This window comes from Amycolatopsis mediterranei (genome assembly GCF_026017845.1).
Classification (GTDB): domain Bacteria; phylum Actinomycetota; class Actinomycetes; order Mycobacteriales; family Pseudonocardiaceae; genus Amycolatopsis; species Amycolatopsis mediterranei.
On sequence record NZ_CP100416.1, the window covers coordinates 9,269,383 to 9,287,452 of the forward strand.

Sequence of the window (18,070 nt, forward strand, 5' to 3'; positions counted from 1 at the left end):
AGGGTGCGGCCGTTCCGGCGACACGGCGACACGTGTTGGTGATTCGTCAAGCCGGAAGGCGGAGGCGGCGGGTGCCCGGGTACGGTCGGGCCCATGGTTCCTGAGCGCGACCCCGCCGCAACCGCCCTCAACGGCCTCCTCCCCCTCCGTCGTGAGTACACCCAGGCTTGGCACGGCTTCGACCGCAACGAGGTCCGGCAGTACCTCGACCACGTCGAGGCCCAGCTGCGCCGGGTGCTCAGCGAACGCGACGCCGCCGCGGCGCAGGCCGCCGCCGCGACCCGCGAGGTCGAGTCCGTCCGGCAACAGGTCGCGGCGCTGGAAGCCCGCGTCGAGGAGCTGAAGAAGCCGCCGGAGCGGCTCGAGGACCTCGACGAGCGGATGCAGCGCACGGTGACGCTCGCGCAGGCGCGCGCCGACGAGATCATCAAGCGCGCCGAGGTGGCCGCGGAGAAGACGTGGGCTTCCTCGACGGAGGCGTCGACGAAGCTGCGCGAGCGGTACACGAGGCTGGTCGAGGAGCTCGACAAGCAGGCCGACCTGCTGCACACGGAGCACGAGAGCGCGCTGGCGGAGACGCGCGCCGAGGTCCAGCGGCTGACGGTCGAGGCGGCCCAGCGGCGCGAGCTGCTGGACAACGAGGCCGAGCGGAAGCGCCGGAAGCTCGAGCGCGAGTTCGAGGCGTCCCAGGCGGCCCAGAAGGCGGCACTGGAGAAGCACGTCGCCGACCAGCGCACGGCGAGCAAGAACCAGGCGGAACGCCGTCTCGCGGAGGCGACGGCGGAGGCGAAGCGACGGCTCGACGAGGCGACCGCCGAGGCCAAGCGGCGGCTCGACGAGGCGACCACGCAGGCGGCCCAGCGGACGACGGTGGCGAACCGGAAGGTCGAGCGGCTGACGGAGATCCGCGAGCAGGCGCGCAAGAGCCTGGCGATGGCGGAGGACATCCTCAACCGGAGCGAGACGCAGCTGGCGACGCTGCCGGAGGAGGCCGTGATCCCGCAGGCTTCCCGGCTGGTCGGCGGTGACTCGGAGGCGGCCACCACGCCGGCGGCGCCGGTCGTTCCGGTGGTGCAGCCGGCCACCCCGAAGGCGGCGGCCCCGAAGCCGGCTCCCAAGCCGGCCGCGGTCCCGAAGCCGGCGCCCCAGGCCGCCAAGCCGGCGAACTCGAACGGCCCGGCGACCAAGCCGGCGAACGGCAACGGCGCGAACGGCAATGGCGCGAAGCCGCTCTCGCCGACCGGGAGCAAGCCGGGCGCCTGACTTCCGAACGCCCCAATGTGGCCTTGGGTGCGCTCAACGCACCGAAGGCCACCTTGGGTGCGTCCAACGCACCGAAGGCCACCTTGGGTGCGTCCAACGCACCGAAGGCCACCTTGGGGCGCTGGTTGCGCGCGGTCCGGGGCCAGGGGTTCGCCGCTTCCAGCTGGGCCGCCAAGCCCAGCAGCAGCGACTCCCCTCCCGGACGCGCCACCAGCTGCACCGAAGTCGGCAGTCCCGAGACCACCGACCGGCCCGCCGGGACCGTGATCGCCGGGTAGCCCGCGAAGTTCCACTGGCCCGTGAAGCCCGCCAGCCGCGTCGACGGCAGGACGTTCGCCGGCCACCCCTTCTCGTGCCAGCGAGCCGCCTTCACCGGCCAGTGCGACAGCGTCGGCGTCAGCAACACCTCGTGCGACGCGAAGAACTCCTCCGCCCGGGAAACCCAGTGGTCCCGCGTGCTCTCCCGGAGCAGGCCCGCGCGCTCGACCAGCCGCCCCGCGCGGATGTGGGCCCGGGTCCGGCGCTGCAGCCGCGGCACGTCGAACGCGCGTGCCTGGGCCGCCGGACCCGCGAGCCAGCGGGCCGTCATGCCCAGGACCATCGTCGCCGGGTAACGCGGTGCCGCCGGGGCGATCGCGTGCCCGGCCGCCGCCAGGTGGCCCGCCGCCGTCGAGACCGCCGCCACCAGCTCCTTCGGGACCGGGGTGTGCAGCACCGGCACCGTCGTCGACAGGCCGATGCGGACCGGAGCCGGCGAAGACACCGAAGCCAGCGAAGGCGAGTCCGCCAGCACCGAAAGCAACAGGGCCGTGTCGGCGACCGTCGTGGCCAGGGGGCCGTGCACCGACATGCCGAACCAGCCACCCTCGGCCAGCAGGTCCGCGCCCGGCTTCAGCCCGACCAGGCCGCACATCGCCGCCGGCAGGCGGACCGAGCCCATGCCGTCCGTACCGTGGGCCAGCGGGACCAGGCCGGCCGCCACCGCCGCCGCGCTGCCGCCCGACGATCCGCCCGCCGCGTAGGTCGGGTCCCAGGGGTTGCGGGCGATGCCGTCCGGGGTGTCGCTCATCGGCCAGATGCACAGCTCCGGCACCCGCGTCAGCCCCACGATCACCGCGCCCGCCGCGCGCAGCCGCGCCGCGATCACGCCGTCCGCGTCGGCCCGTGCGGACGATCCGGCCAGCGAACCGTGCGATGCGTACTCACCGGCCAGCTCCGTGACGTCCTTGACGGCGACCGGCACCCCGGCCAGCGGCAACGACGCGAGATCGGGCCGCACGGCGACCTCCGCGGCTTCCTTCACCGCCTCCTCGGCGCGCACCCGGCGGAAGGCGCCGATGACGCCGTCGGCCGCGGCGATGCGGTCGAGGGTCTCCTCGGTGACCCGCACCGGATCGAGCTTCCCGGCCCGGACGGAGGCCGCGATCTCCACTGCCGTGAGCGCCATGATCGCGACCCTAGCTGCAACATCCGGGGCTTCGCCCCGGGCCGGGGGCTTCGCCACCCGGAACCCCCGAAAAGCAACCCGCGGAAAGGTGACAGCGGCAAAGAAAACGTCTCAGATCGCGCCGGCCCGCAGCGCGTAGGCGACGGCGTGGGCGCGGTTGTTCAGGCCGCAGCGCGTCATCAGGCCGTAGAGGACGTTCTTCACGGTCCGCTCCGAGTAGCACAGCTTCGCCGCGATCTCCTCGGTGCCGAACCCCTCGGCGACCAGCCGCAGCACGTCGCATTCGCGGGCCGCGAGCCCCGACAGTGTGAGCCCGTTCGGCTCCAGGACGTCCTTGCGCATCCGCTGCACCTGCGCGAGCAGCGCGCCCTGCAGCCGCGGCGGCAGGTTGGCCGTGCCGTCACCCGCGGCGAGCACCGCCGTCACCAGCTCGGCGCCGCCCGTCTCGCGGCGCGGCAGGATCGCCACCACGCCGCACTCCAGCGCCGCCATCAGGTCGCTTTCGCGGAAGTGCTCGACGACCAGCACGACGTGGGACGCCTTGGCCGCCCGGATCTCGCCGAAGACGGTCTCGGTGACGTGGTCCTCCATCACCAGCAGCACGTCCGGCACGAGGTCGGTCAGCCGGACGTCGGGGTGGTTGTCCAGCAGGCTCACCGCGCCGGCGTGCGTGATCGGGTCCGCGGCGAGGACGCTCACTTCGACGGGCTTCATGGGGGCAGTGTGGACGGCGTGTCTTCACGCCTTCCCTATTCCGTCTTCACGCGCGTGAAGACAGCTCCCCGAACGCCGCCCGCGCCCGCTCCAGGCAGCCCGGCATCCGCCCGGCCGCGCGGGCCCAGTCGCACTTGGCGCGCCAGTACTCCTCCCGCGCCTCCGGGGTCCAGCCGGCCAGCTCCGGCTCGACCCGGGCCTCCAGGTCGGCCAGCAGCTCGCCGAGCTCACCGGTGATGGCACCCATCCGGTCCAGCACCAGATCGGCGAAGCCGAAGTCGAGCCGCGTCACGGCAGGCGCGGCCGCGGCATCGGGCCGCCGGTCGCCTCCAGCAGCTCCCTCAGCCGCGAAAGGATCACGTCGAACTCCTGCTCCCAGTCGCTCATCGCCTGGCCGAACCGCACCGATGCTTCCCCGCGCCACGACGCCTGCGCCACCGCCATCTCGCTGTTGACGTCGCGCAGGCAGGAACGGGCTCCTTCGAGGGCGTAGGCGAAGCAAGCGGCGGCTCGCTGCATGTCTTCGGTCGGCATCCGCGCTCCTCTCCCGGGCTCCCGAGCGTGGCGCACCCGGTGGCGGCGCGGAACCCCACCCAGGTGCCGTTGCCCGAATGTCCGCCATCCTTGCCTGCCGGTTCACGCCGTCCGCGTATGCTCACGGCAGGCATCCGGCGCGTGACGATTCGTTCACGCACGAAGGGAGACCGATGTCGGCCGCGGACGGCTCCGCACTGCCTCCCTCTGGGGCCGAGCCCCAGACCCCGGCCGGGGGGCGAGCCCCCCTGGACCCCCCAACCGCGCCTGTGGTACTCCAGCTGCTGGGCCCGCTGAAAGCCTGGCAGGGCGACACGGAGCTCGACCTCGGCTCCGCGCACCGCCGTACGGTCCTCGCCGCTTTGGCGATGCACCCGAACCGCACGGTTTCGCGTGAGGAGCTGATCGACGCCGTCTGGGGCGACGCGCCGCCGCAGAGCGCGCAGGGCTCCATCTACACCTACGTCTCCGGGCTGCGGCGGGCGCTCGAACCCGGCCGGGCCAAGGGCGAGGGCTCGCAGCTGCTCGCGTCGATCGGGTCCGGCTATTCGCTGCGCCTCGACGCCGAAGCGATCGACGTCCACCGGTTCGAGGCCCTGCGCGAGCAGGCGCAACGCCGGCACGCGGCGGGCGATCTCCGCGGTGCGCGCGAGGCCTTCGACGAAGCTTTGGGGCTCTGGCAGGGCGTTCCGCTGTCCGGCCTGCCCGGGCCGTTCGCCGCCGCCCAGCGCGCCCGGCTCACCGAGGTGCGGCTCGCGACCACCGAGCGCCGCGCCGAGGTCGTGCTGGAATCGGGCGGCCACACCGAACTCGTCGCCGAACTGACCGCGCTGACCCGCGAACACCCGTTCCGCGAGACCTTGCGCGGACTGCTCATGCGGGCCCTGGTCCGGGCCGGACGGCGGACCGAGGCCATCGCGGTCTACACCGACGTCCGCGACCGGCTCGTCGAGTCGTCGGGCACCGAACCCGGGCCGGCCCTGCGGCGGCTGTACGACGAGCTGCTGGAGAAACCCGTCGCGGCGCCGGAACCGAAGCCCCCGCCGCCACGACCGGCGCGGGTGCCGGCCGCGGCGCTGCCGGAGCGGGCGGAGATCTTCGTCGGCCGGGAAGCCGAACTCGACCGGCTGCACGAAGCCGTCGTCGGCCTCGGTGCCGGCGTGGGGCGCTCGGTGTGGCTGGAAGGCGAGCCGGGCATCGGCCGGACCGCACTGCTCGCCGAAGTCCTCGCCGCGGCGAAGGATTTCCACCCGGCCTTCGCCGCCGCGGACGCCCTGGACCAGCGGTTCTCCCTGCGGCCGCTGCTCGACGCGCTGGGCGTGCACCCGCGCGCCACCGACGAGCGCCGGGCCGCCCTGGCAGCGCGGCTCGCCGGGCAGTCCGGCGAGGATCCCGTCGACGACGTGCTCGGGCTGGTCCGCGAGCTGTGCGCGGAGGCGCCGCTCGTGCTGGTGGTCGACGACCTGCAGTGGGCCGACGACGCCACCCTGCGCGTCTGGCGCTACCTGAGCCGGGAGACGCGCGAGCTGCCGCTGCTGCTCGTCGGCGCCTGCCGTCCGGTGCCACGACCGGCCGCGCTCGAAGACCTGCGGGCTGAGCTTGACAACGATGACATCACCGTCCTGGTCCTGCCGCCGCTGACCGAGGACGCCACCCGCGAGCTGGCCACCGAGCTGGCCGGCGCGCCGGCCGGGCCCGGGCTGCAGCTGCTCGTCTCCTACGCGGCCGGGAACCCGCGCTACGTCCGGGAAATCATCGAGACGCTGCTCGGCCAGTCGATGATCGTGCTCGACGGCGTCCACGCGCACCTCGACGGCAATGCGTGCCAGACGATCCCGCCGCCGCTGGGCTCGCGGACCACGCTGTACCTGAGCTTCCTCTCCAGCGGGGCCCGCGACACCCTGCGCTGGGCCGCGCTGCTGGGGCACGAGTTCTCGCTGGCGGACATCGCCGTCGCCACCGAGCGGCCGCCGACGGCGCTGGTCGGCGCGGTCGACGAGGCGATCACGTCCGGGGTGCTCGTCGAATCGGGCGACCGGCTGGCGTTCCGGCACCCGCTGGTGCGCCGGGTGCTCTACGAAAAGACGCCCGCCGCGATGCGGGTCGCGCTGCACCGGCAGCTGGCCGAGGCCTTCGCCGCCGCGGGCGCACCCGCCGAACGCGTTGCCGAGCAGCTCGCCGCCGCGCCCGCGCAGGTGGACCCGTGGGTCACCGGGTGGCTGCTGGAGCACATCGGGACGGTCGCCACCGAGACCCCGCGGGTCGCGGTGGACCTGCTGCGCCACGCCGTCACCCAGGGCACGCTGCCGCCGGACGCGCGGGAGACGCTGACCGCGACCCTGGCCCGGCTGCTGTTCTGGCTCGGCCGGGAGCCCGAAGCCGAGGCGCGCTCGGTCGTCGCGCGGACCTCCGACAGCAGGCGTGCGGCCGAGATGCGCTGGATCCTGGCCTACGTCTACTACCGCCGCGGCGACTTCGCCGAGGCGACCGCCGAGCTGAAGCGCACCCTCGACGACACCGACGTCCCGGAGATGTGGCGCGGGCGGCACGAGGCGCTGCTGGCCACGCTGGAGAAACTCGGCGACGAGACGGCGCTGGCACCGGCCGGCCTGCACCCGCTGGACGACGCGGCACTGGCCGTGCCGAACCTCGACAGCCTCGACGACGCCGCCGAGCCGCTCGACGCCGCCCGCCGGATCGCCGCGACCCGCGCGGTGCCGGGCGAGATGCACCTGGCCGGCGCGGTGCACTACTACTGGCTGGGCCGCTGGCCGGCGGCGCTGGCCGAGCTGGACGCGGTGATCCGCGGCGGCGCCGAGACCGCCTCCTACGTCCTGCGCAGCCCGGGCTCGGCCCTGCTGGTCCACGGCGTCGGCGCGCTGATCGCCGGGCACCGCGGCGAACCGGCACAGGCGCGGACACACCTGGACGCGGCCGACCGCCGGGAGTGGCCACCGGGCCTGGAGCCGGACGGCGGGGACTTCCTGCTCGCGGCGCGCGCTCTGCTGGCCGAGCAGGAGGGCAGGCCGGAGGCGGCCCTGACGGCGTTGCTGCCGCTGCTGGAGGACAACCACCCGCCGGCGGCCCGCTACCAGTGGCTGCCCGACCTGGTGCGGCTCGCCTTGGCGCTCGGCGACCGGCCGCGGGTGCAGGAGGCGCTGCGCCTGCTCGAACCCGAGGGAGAGGTCCCACCCGCCCACGCGGCGGCGGCCGCGCACTGCCGCGGCCTGGCGACCGGTGATCCGGGGCCGGTCCTGACGGCGGCCGGGCACTACCGGGTGGCCGGCCGGCTGCTCAAGCACGCGAAGGCCAACGAGGACGCGGCGATCCTGCTGGCGGAGTCGGGCGAGCTGGCGGAGGCGCGTACGGCGTTTCGGGCCGCGTTGACGGCGTACACGGAGATGGGTGCGGTGTGGGACGTGCGGCGCGCGGAGGCCCGGATGGGTCCGTTCGGCATCCGGCGGGCCCACGCGGCGAGGCCGCGAGTCGCCGCCGGGAAGTGACCCCGCACCGGCTGCCGGTGTGCTGGAGGAGCCGACACGCGTGATTGAGAGGTCGACTCGCGTGATTGAAGGGTCGACACGGTTGGCCTTCCCGATCTGGCCGTGTCGACTCTCTGATCACGCGAGTCGCCCCCCTGATCACGCGTGTCGGCCCTCTGATCACGCGAGTACGCGCAACCTTGCGAGGGGGTGCCACGTCGGTAAGGTCACCGGAGTAGCCGGTACCAGATGTCCCTGGGGGATGGGGTCTGGGGCGCACGCCCCAGAGGGGACGGCAACGACATGCCAGGGGATGCGGACCCGGGCCTGCGGGTGGGCGTGCTCGGCCCGCTGCGGGCCTGGCGCGGGACGGCCGAAATCGGCCTCGGCCCCGCCCGTCAGCGCGCCATCTTCGCGGTGCTCGCGGTCAACGCCGGCCGGCCGGTCCCGCGGGCCGAACTGATCGCCGGGGTGTGGGGCGATTCCGCGCCCGCGAGCGTCGAAGGCAGCGTCCACACCTACGTCTCCGGGCTGCGCCGGGCCCTCGAACCGGACCGGTCGCGCTGGTCGGCGGCCAGCGTCCTCGTCTCCGATCCCGCCGGGTACTCCCTGCTCCTCGGCGAAGACGCGCTCGACGCGGCCCTGTTCGAACGGCACCGCGAACGCGCGCAGCGGCACCTCGAGCAGGGTGATCCGCGGGCCGCGGTCACCGAACTGGACGACGCTCTCGCGCTCTGGCAAGGCGAGGCCCTTTCCGGGGTTCCCGGCGGGTTCGCCGAGCGGCACCGCGAATACCTCGCCGAGCTCCGGCTGAACACGCTCGAACGGCGGGCCGAAGCCGTGCTCGCCCTCGGCGGGCACCTCGACCTGGCGCCGGAGCTGGCCGTGCTGGCCGGCGAGCACCCCCTGCGGGAGTCGCTGCGGGAATCGCTCATGCTCGCCCTCTACCGCAGCGGACGGCCCGCCGATGCCCTCGACGTCTTCCGCGACGCCCGCGCCACGCTCGTCGCGGAACTCGGCGTCGAACCCGGGGCCGCCCTGCAGCGGCTCCAGCGGCAGATCCTCGCGCAGGACCCGGCCCTCGACGCGCCCGCGGCGCCGGTCGTCGTCACCGGGCACCGGCTGTACGGCCGGGAAACCGAGACCGCGCGGCTCGCCGAGCTCGTCGCCGATGTCCGGGCCGGGCGCGGCCGGGCCGTCTGGATCGAAGGGGACGCCGGGATCGGCAAGTCCGAGCTGCTCACCAGCTCGCTGCCGGACGGCCCCGGCTTCCAGCGGCTCTGGGCGGCCGCCGACGAGCTGAGCACCCGGTTCCCGCTGCAGGTCGTGCTGGAATGCCTGGCGATCGACGCGCATTCGCCGGACCCGCGGCGCGCGCGGGTGGCGAAGGAACTCGCCGGCGAGGGCCCCGCGCGGCGCAGCTGGGGGCCGGCCGATCCGGTGCTCGGCGCCGTCGACCGGCTGCTGGCACTGGTCGACGAGCTCTGCGCGGAGTCGCCGCAGGTGCTCGTGCTCGACGACCTGCAGTGGGCCGACGAGGCTTCCGTGCTGGTCTGGCACCGGCTCTGCGCCGCGACCCGGCAGCTGCCGCTGCTGCTGGTGGCCGCCACCCGCCCGGCGCCGGACCGCGCCGAACTCGCCCAGCTGCGCCGCGGCGTCCAGGCGCGGGACGGCGTCGTCCTCGATCTCGGGCCGCTGACCGGCGAAGACGTCGGACGGCTGATCGAGGACCAGCTCGGGGCGCCGCCCGGGCCCGGGTTGCGCGAGCTCGCCGCCCGTGGTGCCGGAAACCCGTTGTACGTCAAGGAAATGGTCGACGTCCTGCGCCGGGCGGGCGCGGTGGCGGTGAGCGACGGCCAGGCCGACGTCGACGATCCGGCGGAGTTCGAGGCACCGCGGTCGCTGGTCGCCGCGGTCGACCGGCGGCTGGACTTCCTGACCGCGCGGACGCAGGAAGTCCTGCGCTGGGGCGCACTGCTGGGCATGGAGTTCGCCGTCGGCGACATCGCCGCGGTGCTCGGCACCCGGCCGTCGGACCTGCTGGAACCGCTGGAAGAAGCCGTCGCGGCGAACGTCCTGATCGACACCGGGACGCAGCTGGCGTTCCGGCACCCCTTGCTGCGCCAGGCGCTGTACGACCGGCTGCTGACCGGGACGCGAGCGGCGCTGCACCGGCAGGCCGCCGAGGCCCTCGCCGGGATCGGCGCGCCGGTGAAGCGCGTCGCCGAGCAGCTGGTGGCAGCACCGGCCACAGTGGACGAATGGGTGCTGGACTGGCTCACCGCGCACCACACGGTCGTCTCGACCCGCGCCCCGCTGATCGCCGTCGAGCTGCTGGAACGCGCGCTGGCCGCGTGCTCGGCCACCGATCCGCGCCGCGAGACGCTGCTGGTCGCGCTGGTCAAGGTGCTGTTCCGGCTGGAACGCAACCCGGAAAACCTGGCGCGGCAAGCACTCGACGTCGCCACCGAACCGGACGCCGTCGAGGAGATGCGGCACGTGCTGGCGGCGCTGCGGCACCGCCGCGGGGACACCGAAGGCGCCGTCGCGACGCTCGCCGCGTGGGTCGACGACCCGGCCGTGCCGGAGCTCTGGCGGGTCAAGCACCGGCAGCTGCTGGCCAACTTCCGGCGCGGCAGTCTGTCCGATTTGGACACCGCGGAGCAGACGGCGCACGAGACGAAAGCGCTCGCCGGCGGCGACCGTTACCTGACCGCGCACGCGCTGCAGTCGTTGTGGCTGGTCGATTCGGTGCGGCGCGAGCACGACCGCGCGCTCGCCCACATCGACGCGGCGATCGAGGCCGTCGGCGACGAGCACGAACTGGCCGACCTGCACCTCGACCTGCTCGACAACCGCGTGTTCACGCTGCAGAACCTCGACCGCCTGGCCGAAGCGGGCGACACCCTGTGTGCGGCGGGCGAAGTCGCCGCGCGGCACGCGCTGCCGGTCGGGCTGCAGGTGTCCGCCGCGGTGCACCGGTACTGGGAAGGCCGCTGGGACGAAGCCCTGGTCGAGCTGGACACGGTCATCGAGGACGGCCCGGCGATCACGTTCTACGGCCTGCGCGAACCCGGCCCGGCGGCGCTGCTGCTGCACGGCGTCGCGGCGCTGATCGCGGGCCGCCGGGACGACCGGGCCCAGGCGGCGGCCCACCTCGACGCGGCGGAGGAGTACGCCCCGGCGACCGGCGCCGAGCGCGAGAGCTTCGACTTCCTGCTGGTCGCCGACGCCCTGGCGGCCGAGCAGCGCGGCGACCGGGTCCGCGCGCTGACCGTCCTCGAGCCGATCCTGAACCCGACGTACGCGGCGATGATGCTGCGGCACCAGTGGCTGCCGGCGTTCGTGCGGCTGGCGATGGAACAGGACGACGTCGGCCGCGCCCGCCGGGCGTTGGCGGTGTGCGAAGAGGAAGCGGCGAAGGAGCGACGTCCGGCGCGGGCGCACGCGGCGGCGTCGTGGTGCCGCGGGCTGATCGACGAGGACCCGGCCCCGGTGCTGGCCACGGCCGAGCACTTCCGCGCGGTCGGCCGCCGCCCCGAGCTGGCCTCGGCGCTGGAAGACGCGGCCGTGCTGCTGGCCCGCGCGGGCCGGCTGGACGCGGCGCACGCGGCGTTCGAAGAGGCGGCCGAGCTGTACACGGCGCTGGCGGCGCGCTGGGACTTGCGGCGTGCGGAGACCCGGCTGCGCCGCCTCGGCGTCCGCCGGGGTGCGCTGTTCTCCCCGATCCGGCCGGGCCACGGCTGGGAGTCGCTGACGCCGATCGAGGTCCGCATCGCCGGCCTGGTCGCCGAGGGCCGGTCCAACCCGGACATCGCGGCCGAGCTGTCGCTGCCGCGCCGGACGGTCCAGGCGCACGTGGCGCGGCTGCTGGGCAAGCTGGAGACGCCGTCACGCTCGGGCGTCGCCGACGCCTTCCGCCGGCGTCACTAGCGCGTTGGCCTTGGCGACCCGGCCGAGGAAGCGGCCCGATTCCTTGACCGTCCGCCGCTGCGTCTCGAAGTCGACGTGCACCAGGCCGAACCGTTGCGTGTAGCCCATCGCCCACTCGAAGTTGTCCAGCAGCGACCAGGCGAAGTAGCCGCGGACGTCGACGCCGTCACGGATGGCGTCGTGGACCGCGCCGAGGTGGTCCATGAAGTAGTTCACCCGCGCGGCGTCGAACACCCGGCCGTCGACGACGTGGTCCACAAAGGACGCCCCGTTCTCCGCCACCACCAACGGCAATCCCGACTGCGAAGAAAGCCAGTCCAGCAGCGAAGTGAGCGTCGAGGGTGACTGTTCCCAGCCGAACGCCGTCAACGGACCCTCCGCCGGCAACACATCCATCCCCCGCAACCCCGGCAGCGGGCAGTTGCTCGCGGAAAGCGGGTCGGCAAGGGGCGTCACGCGCGCCGGCGCGTAGTAGTTCACGCCCAGCCAGTCGATCGGGGCGGCGATGACGTCGGTGTCGCCGTCGCGGACGGCCGCGGCGAAGCGGCCGCCGTGGTGCTCGACGTCGGCCAGGACATCCTCGGGGTAGCCCCGGCCCAGCACCGGGTCGAGGAAGAACCGGTTGTGGATGCCGTCGAACTTCCGCGCCGCTTCGGCGTGCGCCGGCGAGGAACCGTCCGGGATCGCCGGGGCGAAGTTCAGCGCCAGCGAGAACTCGTGGCCCGGCCGGGCCTGCCCGGCGAGCGCCCGCGCCGCCAGGCCGTGCCCGAGCAGCAGGTGGTGGGCCGCGACCAGCGCCGTGTCGTAGTCCTGGACGCCGGGGGCGTGCACGCCGCTGCCGTAGCCGAGGAACGCCGCGCAGAACGGCTCGTTGACCGTCGTCCACTGGTTCACCCGGTCGCCGAGCGCGGCGTGCACGACCGCGGCGTAGTCGGCGAACCGCGAAGCGGTGTCACGCTCCGGCCAGCCGCCCGCGTCTTCGAGCGCCTGCGGCAGGTCCCAGTGGTACAGCGTCAGCACCGGCACGACGTCGCGGCTCAGCAGTTCGTCGACCAGCCGGTCGTAGAAGGCGAGCCCGGCCGCCGACGTCGTCCGGCCGTCCGGCATCACCCGCGGCCAGGCGACCGAGAACCGGTAGGCGTTCAGCCCCAGGTCGGCCAGCAGGCCGATGTCCTCGGGGTAGCGGTGGTAGTGGTCGCACGCGACGGCACCGGTCGCGCCGCCGAGCACCTTGCCATCGGCCGCCGCGAAGGTGTCCCAAATGGACGGTCCGCGGCCGCCTTCGGTGACGCCGCCCTCGACCTGGTAGGACGCGGTCGCCGCGCCCCACAGGAAGCCCTTCGGGAAGGTCATACCGGTGCCCCTTTCAGGATGCCCCGCACGATGTAGCGGCCCAGCAGCAGGAACAAGGCGATGATGGGCACGACGGCGACGGTCGCGCCGGTGAGCATCAGCGCGTAGTCGGTGTAGTAGCCGCTGGCCAGCTGGGACAGCGCGACCTGCACGGTCGGCGTCTCGTTGGGGTCGAGGACCACCAGTGGCCAGAAGTAGTCGTTCCAGGTGGCCATGAACGTCAGCATCGCGAGCACCGCGGCCGGCGCGCGCAGGGCGGGCACGGCCACGTGCCAGTAGGTGCGCAGGATCGAGCAGCCGTCGACGGTCGCGGCGTCGACGAGGTCCGCGGTGATCGCGTTCTCGCACGCCTGGCGCATCCAGAACACGCTGAAGGCGCTGACCAGCGCCGGCACGATCACCGCTTCGAGCCGCCCGTACCAGCCGAGGTCGCCGACGACGAGGTACAGCGGGATGACGCCGAGCTGCGCCGGCACCATCGCCGAACCGACGACCAGCAGGAACAGCGTGTTGCGGCCGCGGAACTGCAGCCGCGCGAAGGCGAACCCGGCGAGGCTCGCCAGCACGACGTTGGCCACCATGACGGTGCCCGAGACGATCAGCGAGTTCCCGATGGCCGCCCAGAAGTCGACGGTGCCGAAGACGCGCCGCACGTTCCCGGCCAGGTTCCCGCCCGGCAGCAGCAGCGGCGAGGTCTCCCCGATCGCCGAGTTGTCCCGCGTGGCCACGACGAACGACCAGTACAGCGGGAACACCGACGCGCCGAGCACCCCGATCAGCACGGCGTACACCCAGCCGCCCGGCCGGCGCCGCGCGGTCACGCCGACCTCACGAACCGGCGCACCAGCCGGTAGTTGACCAGCGCGAACAGCGCGCAGATCACGAACATCACCCAGGTCAGCGCGGCCGCGTAGCCCGCGTCGAGGTGCGTGAACCCCTTTTCGTACAGGTACATGACCAGCGTCTGGAACTGGCGATCGTTACCGCCGGTCCCGGCCGAGCCGCCCGCGTCGAACAGCTGCGGCTCGGCGAACAGCTGCAGGCCGTTGACCGTGCCGGCGATGGCGGTGAAGGCCAGCGCGGGCCGGATGCCGGGCACGGTGACCGACCAGAACGTCCGCCACCGCGAGGCGCCGTCGAGCTCGGCGGCCTCGTACAGGTCGCCGGGGACGGCCTGCATGGCGGCCAGGTAGATCAGGGCGTTGTAGCCGGTCCAGCGCCAGAGCACCATGCTCGCCACGGCGAAGTGCGATGACCAGGTCGTCGCCCGCCAGTTGACCGGCGCGACGCCGAACCAGCCGAGGACCTCGTTGACGACACCGTAATCCCGGCTGAACAGCTGCCCGAACACCAGCCCGACGGCGACGACGGACACGACGTTCGGCAGCAGCACCCCGGTGCGCCACCAGGTCGCGGCCCGCAGCGGCCGGTCGAGCAGGGCCGCGATGCCCAGGGCCAGCAGGAACTCCGGGATCGCGGCCAGCAGGAAGATGGAGACCGTGTTGGCGAGCGCGTTGTAGAAGTGCGGATCGGTGAGCAGGTCGCCGTAGTTGGCGACGCCGAAAGCACCCTGGTCGCCTTCGAGCAGGTTCCAGTCGTGCAGCGAAACCCACGCCGTGTACAGCAGCGGAAAGGCGCCGAAGACGACGAACAAGGCGAAGAACGGCGCGACGAACAGCAGCGGCGTGACCTTGCGGTCCCAACGGGCGAGCCGGTGCTGCACGAGCGGCTACTTCAAGGCGGCTTGGGCCTGCTGGACGGCTTTCGTCCAGGCCTGGTCGACGGTGTCGGTCCGTTCCTCGATCCGCCCGAGGGCGCGGCCGAACTCCGGCCGGACGTCGGCGTCGCGCAGGCCACGGTAGTTCGGGCGCAGCTGATCGGCCGAAGCGGCGAAGATCCGCCCGGTCGGCGCTTCGCCGAAGTACGGGTCGCTGTGCGCGAGGACCTCCGGATCCTCGTACACCGCGGGCTCGCTGGGCAGGATGCCGTCGGAGAGGAAGAGCTTCTTCTGCTGCTCCGGGGCGGTCAGCCAGCGGGCGAGTTCGTAGGCCTCCTTCTGGTGCGCGCCCTGCTTCGGCACGGTGAGGAACGAACCGCCCTGGTTGCCGCTCTTGCCGGGCACGGTGGTGACGTCCCACTTGCCGCGGTTGGCCTCCCCGCCGGCTTCTTTGATCTGGCTGAGCATCCACGCGGGACAGGCGACGGTGGCGAAGGAACCCTGTTTGATCGCCACGTTCCACGCCTGGGTGAAGGTGGTCGCCGCCGCGGTCTGCCCCTTCGCGGCGAGGCCGCCGGAGAGGAAGAAGGCGGCGCGCACGCTCGGGTTGCGGTCGGCGATGAAGGAGTCGTCGCGCTGGGAGAAGTAGTTCTCCGGCGATTGGTTGAGCATCGCCGTGTAGACGGTCCCGGCGGAGTCGGCGAACTTCACGTTCGGCGTCTTGGCGGTGAACCGCTCGGCGGTGGCGGCGTAGGCGTCCCAGTCGGGCATCAGCTTCGCGACCTCTTCGCGGCCGGTCGGCAGGTCCGCCGCCTGGAACAGATCGCGCCGGTAGCAGAGGGCGAGGCTGCCCATGTCCGTGCCGAGGCCCAGCACGAAGGCGCCGTCGGTGCCCTGCGCCCACTTCCACGGCACCCACTGCTTTTCGAGCTCGCGAGCGCCGTAGCCGGCGAGATCGGCGAACTTGTCCTTCGCCTTCCGGTACTGCGGCATGTACTGCTCTTCGATCGCGACGACGTCGGCGGCGCCGTGCCCGGTCGCGAGCTGCGTCGCGAGCCCCTTGTGGTGGGTGTCGAAGTCGGTGACGCGGTTTTGCACCGTGATGTCCGGGTGCAGCTTCTCGTACTCGGCGATCAGGGGCGCGTAGCCGAATTCACCGAAGGTCGCGATGGTGAGCTTGGTCTTCCCTCCGACGTCACCCGGAGTGCAGGCGGCGAGCGGGATCAACGCGGCGACCACGATGGCGGTCCGGCGGGCGATCGTTCGCAACAGGCTTCCTCAGATCACACCGGCCCGCACGGCGTACGCGACCGCGTGCGGCCGGTTGCGCAGGTTGAGCCGGTTGGTCATGGCGTAGATGACGTTCTTCACGGTCCGCTCCGAGTAGCAGAGCTTGCCCGCGATCTCGGCAGTGTCCCAGCCTTCGGCCATCAGGCGAAGCACATCCACCTCGCGCGGCGTGAGTGCCGCCCCGCCGCCCTCGTTGGCCAGGGCCTCGACCTGTTCGCGCAGCGAAGACGAGCGGCCCCGCGCCGCGGCGAGCACGTTCGCGGTGAGCCGGTCGAGTCCGGTCCGCGGCAGCACCGCGGTGACGTGGCACTCGGCGAGCAGGCCCACGTGCGCGGGGTCGACGTGCCCGGCGACCAGCACGATCGCGGCCGGCGACTCGGCGGCCGCGGCCCGCAGCGCGGCGACGGCCTCGCGATCGACCTCGCCGACGGCGAACACCAGCACCGCCGCCTCACCCCGGCGGGCGCGCGGCAGGACCAGCAGCTCCGGGCGGGACTTCAGGTGGTTGATCAGCCCGGTCAAGGCGATCGGGTCGGACGCCCACGCCGCCACTCGCACCTGGTCCATCGACCCCTCCTCCGCCCACGACGAATCCTGACTCGGGCCAGTTTGCTGAGGACGCCTTCACGAATTCTCTAACGCCGGCGAAGCCCTTCTTCACGCCGTGAAGTTTGGCCGTCGACTACGGTCGGGGGAGGCACGCGACGAGTGAAGGGACCGATGAACCGCCGAAGTCTTGCCGCCCTCGGGGTGGCGTTCTCCATCGTGGCCGGGTGTCTGCTGGTCTCGGGCCTGCAACCGCGGATCGTGGCCGGACTGGCGGTGCCGCTGACCTCCGATCGGCCGGTTCCTCCGCCGGCGGCTCCTCGCCCTGCTCCGGCCGGGCCCACCTCGCGTCTCGAGCGGCCGGACGACTGCGCCCCGCTGGTCGGCGGCCTCGACCTCCGTGCCCAGGTCGCGCAGCTGGTCGTCGTGGGTGTCTCCGGCGACAACCCGGCGGACACGGTGGCCCTGGTGCGCGACCACCAGGTCGGCGGGATCTTCGTCGGGGGTAACGCAACAGCGTTGTTGAAAGACCGCTCGCTGGCCGCGGTCCAGGCCGTGGCCCGGGTGCCGGTGGCGGTGTCGGTCGACGAGGAAGGCGGCCGCGTCCAGCGCATCGACGACCTCGACGGCGACCTGCCTTCGGCCCGGACGATGGCCGCGACCAAGTCGCCCGACGAGGTCCACGCGCTGGCCGCCGAGCGGGGCCGCCGGCTGCGCGCCCGCGGGGTGACGGTGGATTTCGCCCCGGACACCGACGTCACGGGCGCCCCGGACGACGACGTGATCGGCGACCGGTCGTTCAGCCCGGACCCGGCTCGGGTGAAGACGTACGCGAAAGCGTTTGCGGAGGGCCTTCGCGATGCGGGTGTGCAGCCGGTGCTGAAGCACTTCCCCGGCCACGGCCACGGCTCGGGCGACTCCCACGAGGGCACGGTGGTCACGCCGCCGCTCGACCGGCTGCGCGCGGTCGACCTGGTGCCCTACCGCGGCCTGGCCGACTACGGCCCGGTCGCGGTGATGGTCGGCCACCTCGACGTGCCGGACCTGACCGGCGGCGTCCCGGCCTCCCTCTCGCCAGCGGCGTACCGGTTGCTGCGCGGCGAGTTCGCGTTCGCCGGGCCGGTGGTGACCGACGACCTCGGGGCGATGAAGGCGGTCACGGCGCAGTACCCACTGCCGGAGGCGGTGCTGAAGGCCTTGCAGGCCGGCGCGGACGAGGCGTTGTGGTCTTCCGGGGGCCGGGTGGACGAGGTGCTGGACCGGCTGGTGAAGGCCGTGCAGGCCGGCGAGCTGCCGAAGGCGCGGGTGCAGGAGTCGGTCACCCGGGTGTTGCGGGGCAAGGGGCTCTGCTGAGGTTCCGGGACATCCGGTTCGACCCTGCCCGCGGGGAGGGTTCGCCGGGTGGCCGGAATCCGCCGCGGTCGGCGGTCCGGCCACCCGCGGAGGGTTCGCCAAGCGGCCAGACTCCGCCGCGGTCGGCGATCCAGCCCGGGGAGGCTTCGCCAGGGGACCGGACTCCGCCCCGGTTGGCGATCCGGCAGGGCGCGATTGGCCGCGCAGTCCTTGCCCGGCGGGTCTTCGCCGGCTTGGGATCATCTTGCCCGGCTGATGGCAGCGCGGCGCGGTCGTTTTCGTTGCTGCGGAAGGAATCGTTGTAGTCACACCAACGACGTTACCGAACACGAGTTCGAAGGTCACCACTGAATCGGGTGAACCTCGGAGAGATATTTCGGCCGAGCTTTCCCTTGCGGCACAACGGAAACAGCAGCTCGGCGACGTGAGAAGCCCCCG

General features: G+C 73.2%; 12 protein-coding genes and 1 pseudogene. 4 read left to right on the plus strand and 9 right to left on the minus strand.

Translation table 11 applies throughout. From position 1 onward, the window contains the following. Positions 1-93: 93 nt before the first annotated feature. Positions 94-1,263, plus strand: a complete 1,170-nt coding sequence (locus ISP_RS41910) for a coiled-coil domain-containing protein (protein ID WP_013229848.1) — start codon at positions 94-96, stop codon at positions 1,261-1,263. Between the two features lie 238 nt (positions 1,264-1,501). Here the strand turns inward: ISP_RS41910 and ISP_RS41915 are convergent. The 4 genes and pseudogenes from ISP_RS41915 to ISP_RS41930 all read right to left on the minus strand — a co-directional run. Further along, positions 1,502-2,710: pseudogene (locus ISP_RS41915) on the minus strand (amidase family protein); the annotation flags it as partial. A gap of 111 nt (positions 2,711-2,821) precedes the next feature. Beyond that, entirely contained in the window at positions 2,822-3,424 is a 603-nt protein-coding gene (locus ISP_RS41920; RefSeq protein ID WP_013229849.1) for a helix-turn-helix transcriptional regulator, read from the minus strand. Between the two features lie 46 nt (positions 3,425-3,470). Further along, positions 3,471-3,716, minus strand: a complete 246-nt coding sequence (locus ISP_RS41925) for a WXG100 family type VII secretion target (RefSeq protein ID WP_013229850.1) — start codon at positions 3,714-3,716, stop codon at positions 3,471-3,473. Then, positions 3,713-3,958, minus strand: a complete 246-nt coding sequence (locus ISP_RS41930; RefSeq protein WP_013229851.1) for a WXG100 family type VII secretion target — start codon at positions 3,956-3,958, stop codon at positions 3,713-3,715. Before ISP_RS41930 ends, ISP_RS41925 begins: the two co-directional genes overlap by 4 nt. Before the next feature lie 269 nt (positions 3,959-4,227). Here ISP_RS41930 and ISP_RS41935 point away from each other — a divergent pair, with 269 nt between their 5' ends. Continuing rightward, positions 4,228-7,461 carry a BTAD domain-containing putative transcriptional regulator gene (locus tag ISP_RS41935; protein WP_013229852.1) on the plus strand — a complete coding sequence of 1,078 codons (3,234 nt, stop codon included), beginning with the start codon at positions 4,228-4,230 and terminating at the stop codon, positions 7,459-7,461. Between the two features lie 282 nt (positions 7,462-7,743). Next, complete coding sequence (locus ISP_RS41940; protein WP_235190564.1) at positions 7,744-11,373, plus strand: BTAD domain-containing putative transcriptional regulator; 3,630 nt, start codon at positions 7,744-7,746, stop codon at positions 11,371-11,373. Here ISP_RS41940 and ISP_RS41945 read toward each other — a convergent pair. The 5 genes from ISP_RS41945 to ISP_RS41965 are packed head-to-tail and all read right to left on the minus strand — an operon-like array spanning position 11,332 to position 16,300. Beyond that, positions 11,332-12,726, minus strand: a complete 1,395-nt coding sequence (locus ISP_RS41945; protein ID WP_013229854.1) for a GH1 family beta-glucosidase — start codon at positions 12,724-12,726, stop codon at positions 11,332-11,334. The genes ISP_RS41940 and ISP_RS41945 overlap by 42 nt on opposite strands. Then, positions 12,723-13,547 (minus strand): carbohydrate ABC transporter permease, encoded by an 825-nt coding sequence (locus tag ISP_RS41950; protein WP_013229855.1) that lies wholly within the window; start codon positions 13,545-13,547, stop codon positions 12,723-12,725. Before ISP_RS41950 ends, ISP_RS41945 begins: the two co-directional genes overlap by 4 nt. Beyond that, positions 13,544-14,449 carry a carbohydrate ABC transporter permease gene (locus ISP_RS41955; protein WP_013229856.1) on the minus strand — a complete coding sequence of 302 codons (906 nt, stop codon included), beginning with the start codon at positions 14,447-14,449 and terminating at the stop codon, positions 13,544-13,546. Before ISP_RS41955 ends, ISP_RS41950 begins: the two co-directional genes overlap by 4 nt. Before the next feature lie 6 nt (positions 14,450-14,455). After that, entirely contained in the window at positions 14,456-15,712 is a 1,257-nt protein-coding gene (locus ISP_RS41960; protein ID WP_013229857.1) for an ABC transporter substrate-binding protein, read from the minus strand. A 9-nt stretch (positions 15,713-15,721) separates the two neighbouring features. Further along, on the minus strand, positions 15,722-16,300 hold the full coding sequence (locus tag ISP_RS41965; protein ID WP_013229858.1) for a helix-turn-helix transcriptional regulator: 579 nt from the start codon (positions 16,298-16,300) through the stop codon (positions 15,722-15,724). 183 nt (positions 16,301-16,483) lie between these two features. On the opposite strand from ISP_RS41965, the gene ISP_RS41970 reads away from it, so the two are divergent. Continuing rightward, positions 16,484-17,632 carry a glycoside hydrolase family 3 N-terminal domain-containing protein gene (locus ISP_RS41970; protein ID WP_013229859.1) on the plus strand — a complete coding sequence of 383 codons (1,149 nt, stop codon included), beginning with the start codon at positions 16,484-16,486 and terminating at the stop codon, positions 17,630-17,632. Positions 17,633-18,070 lie beyond the last annotated feature (438 nt).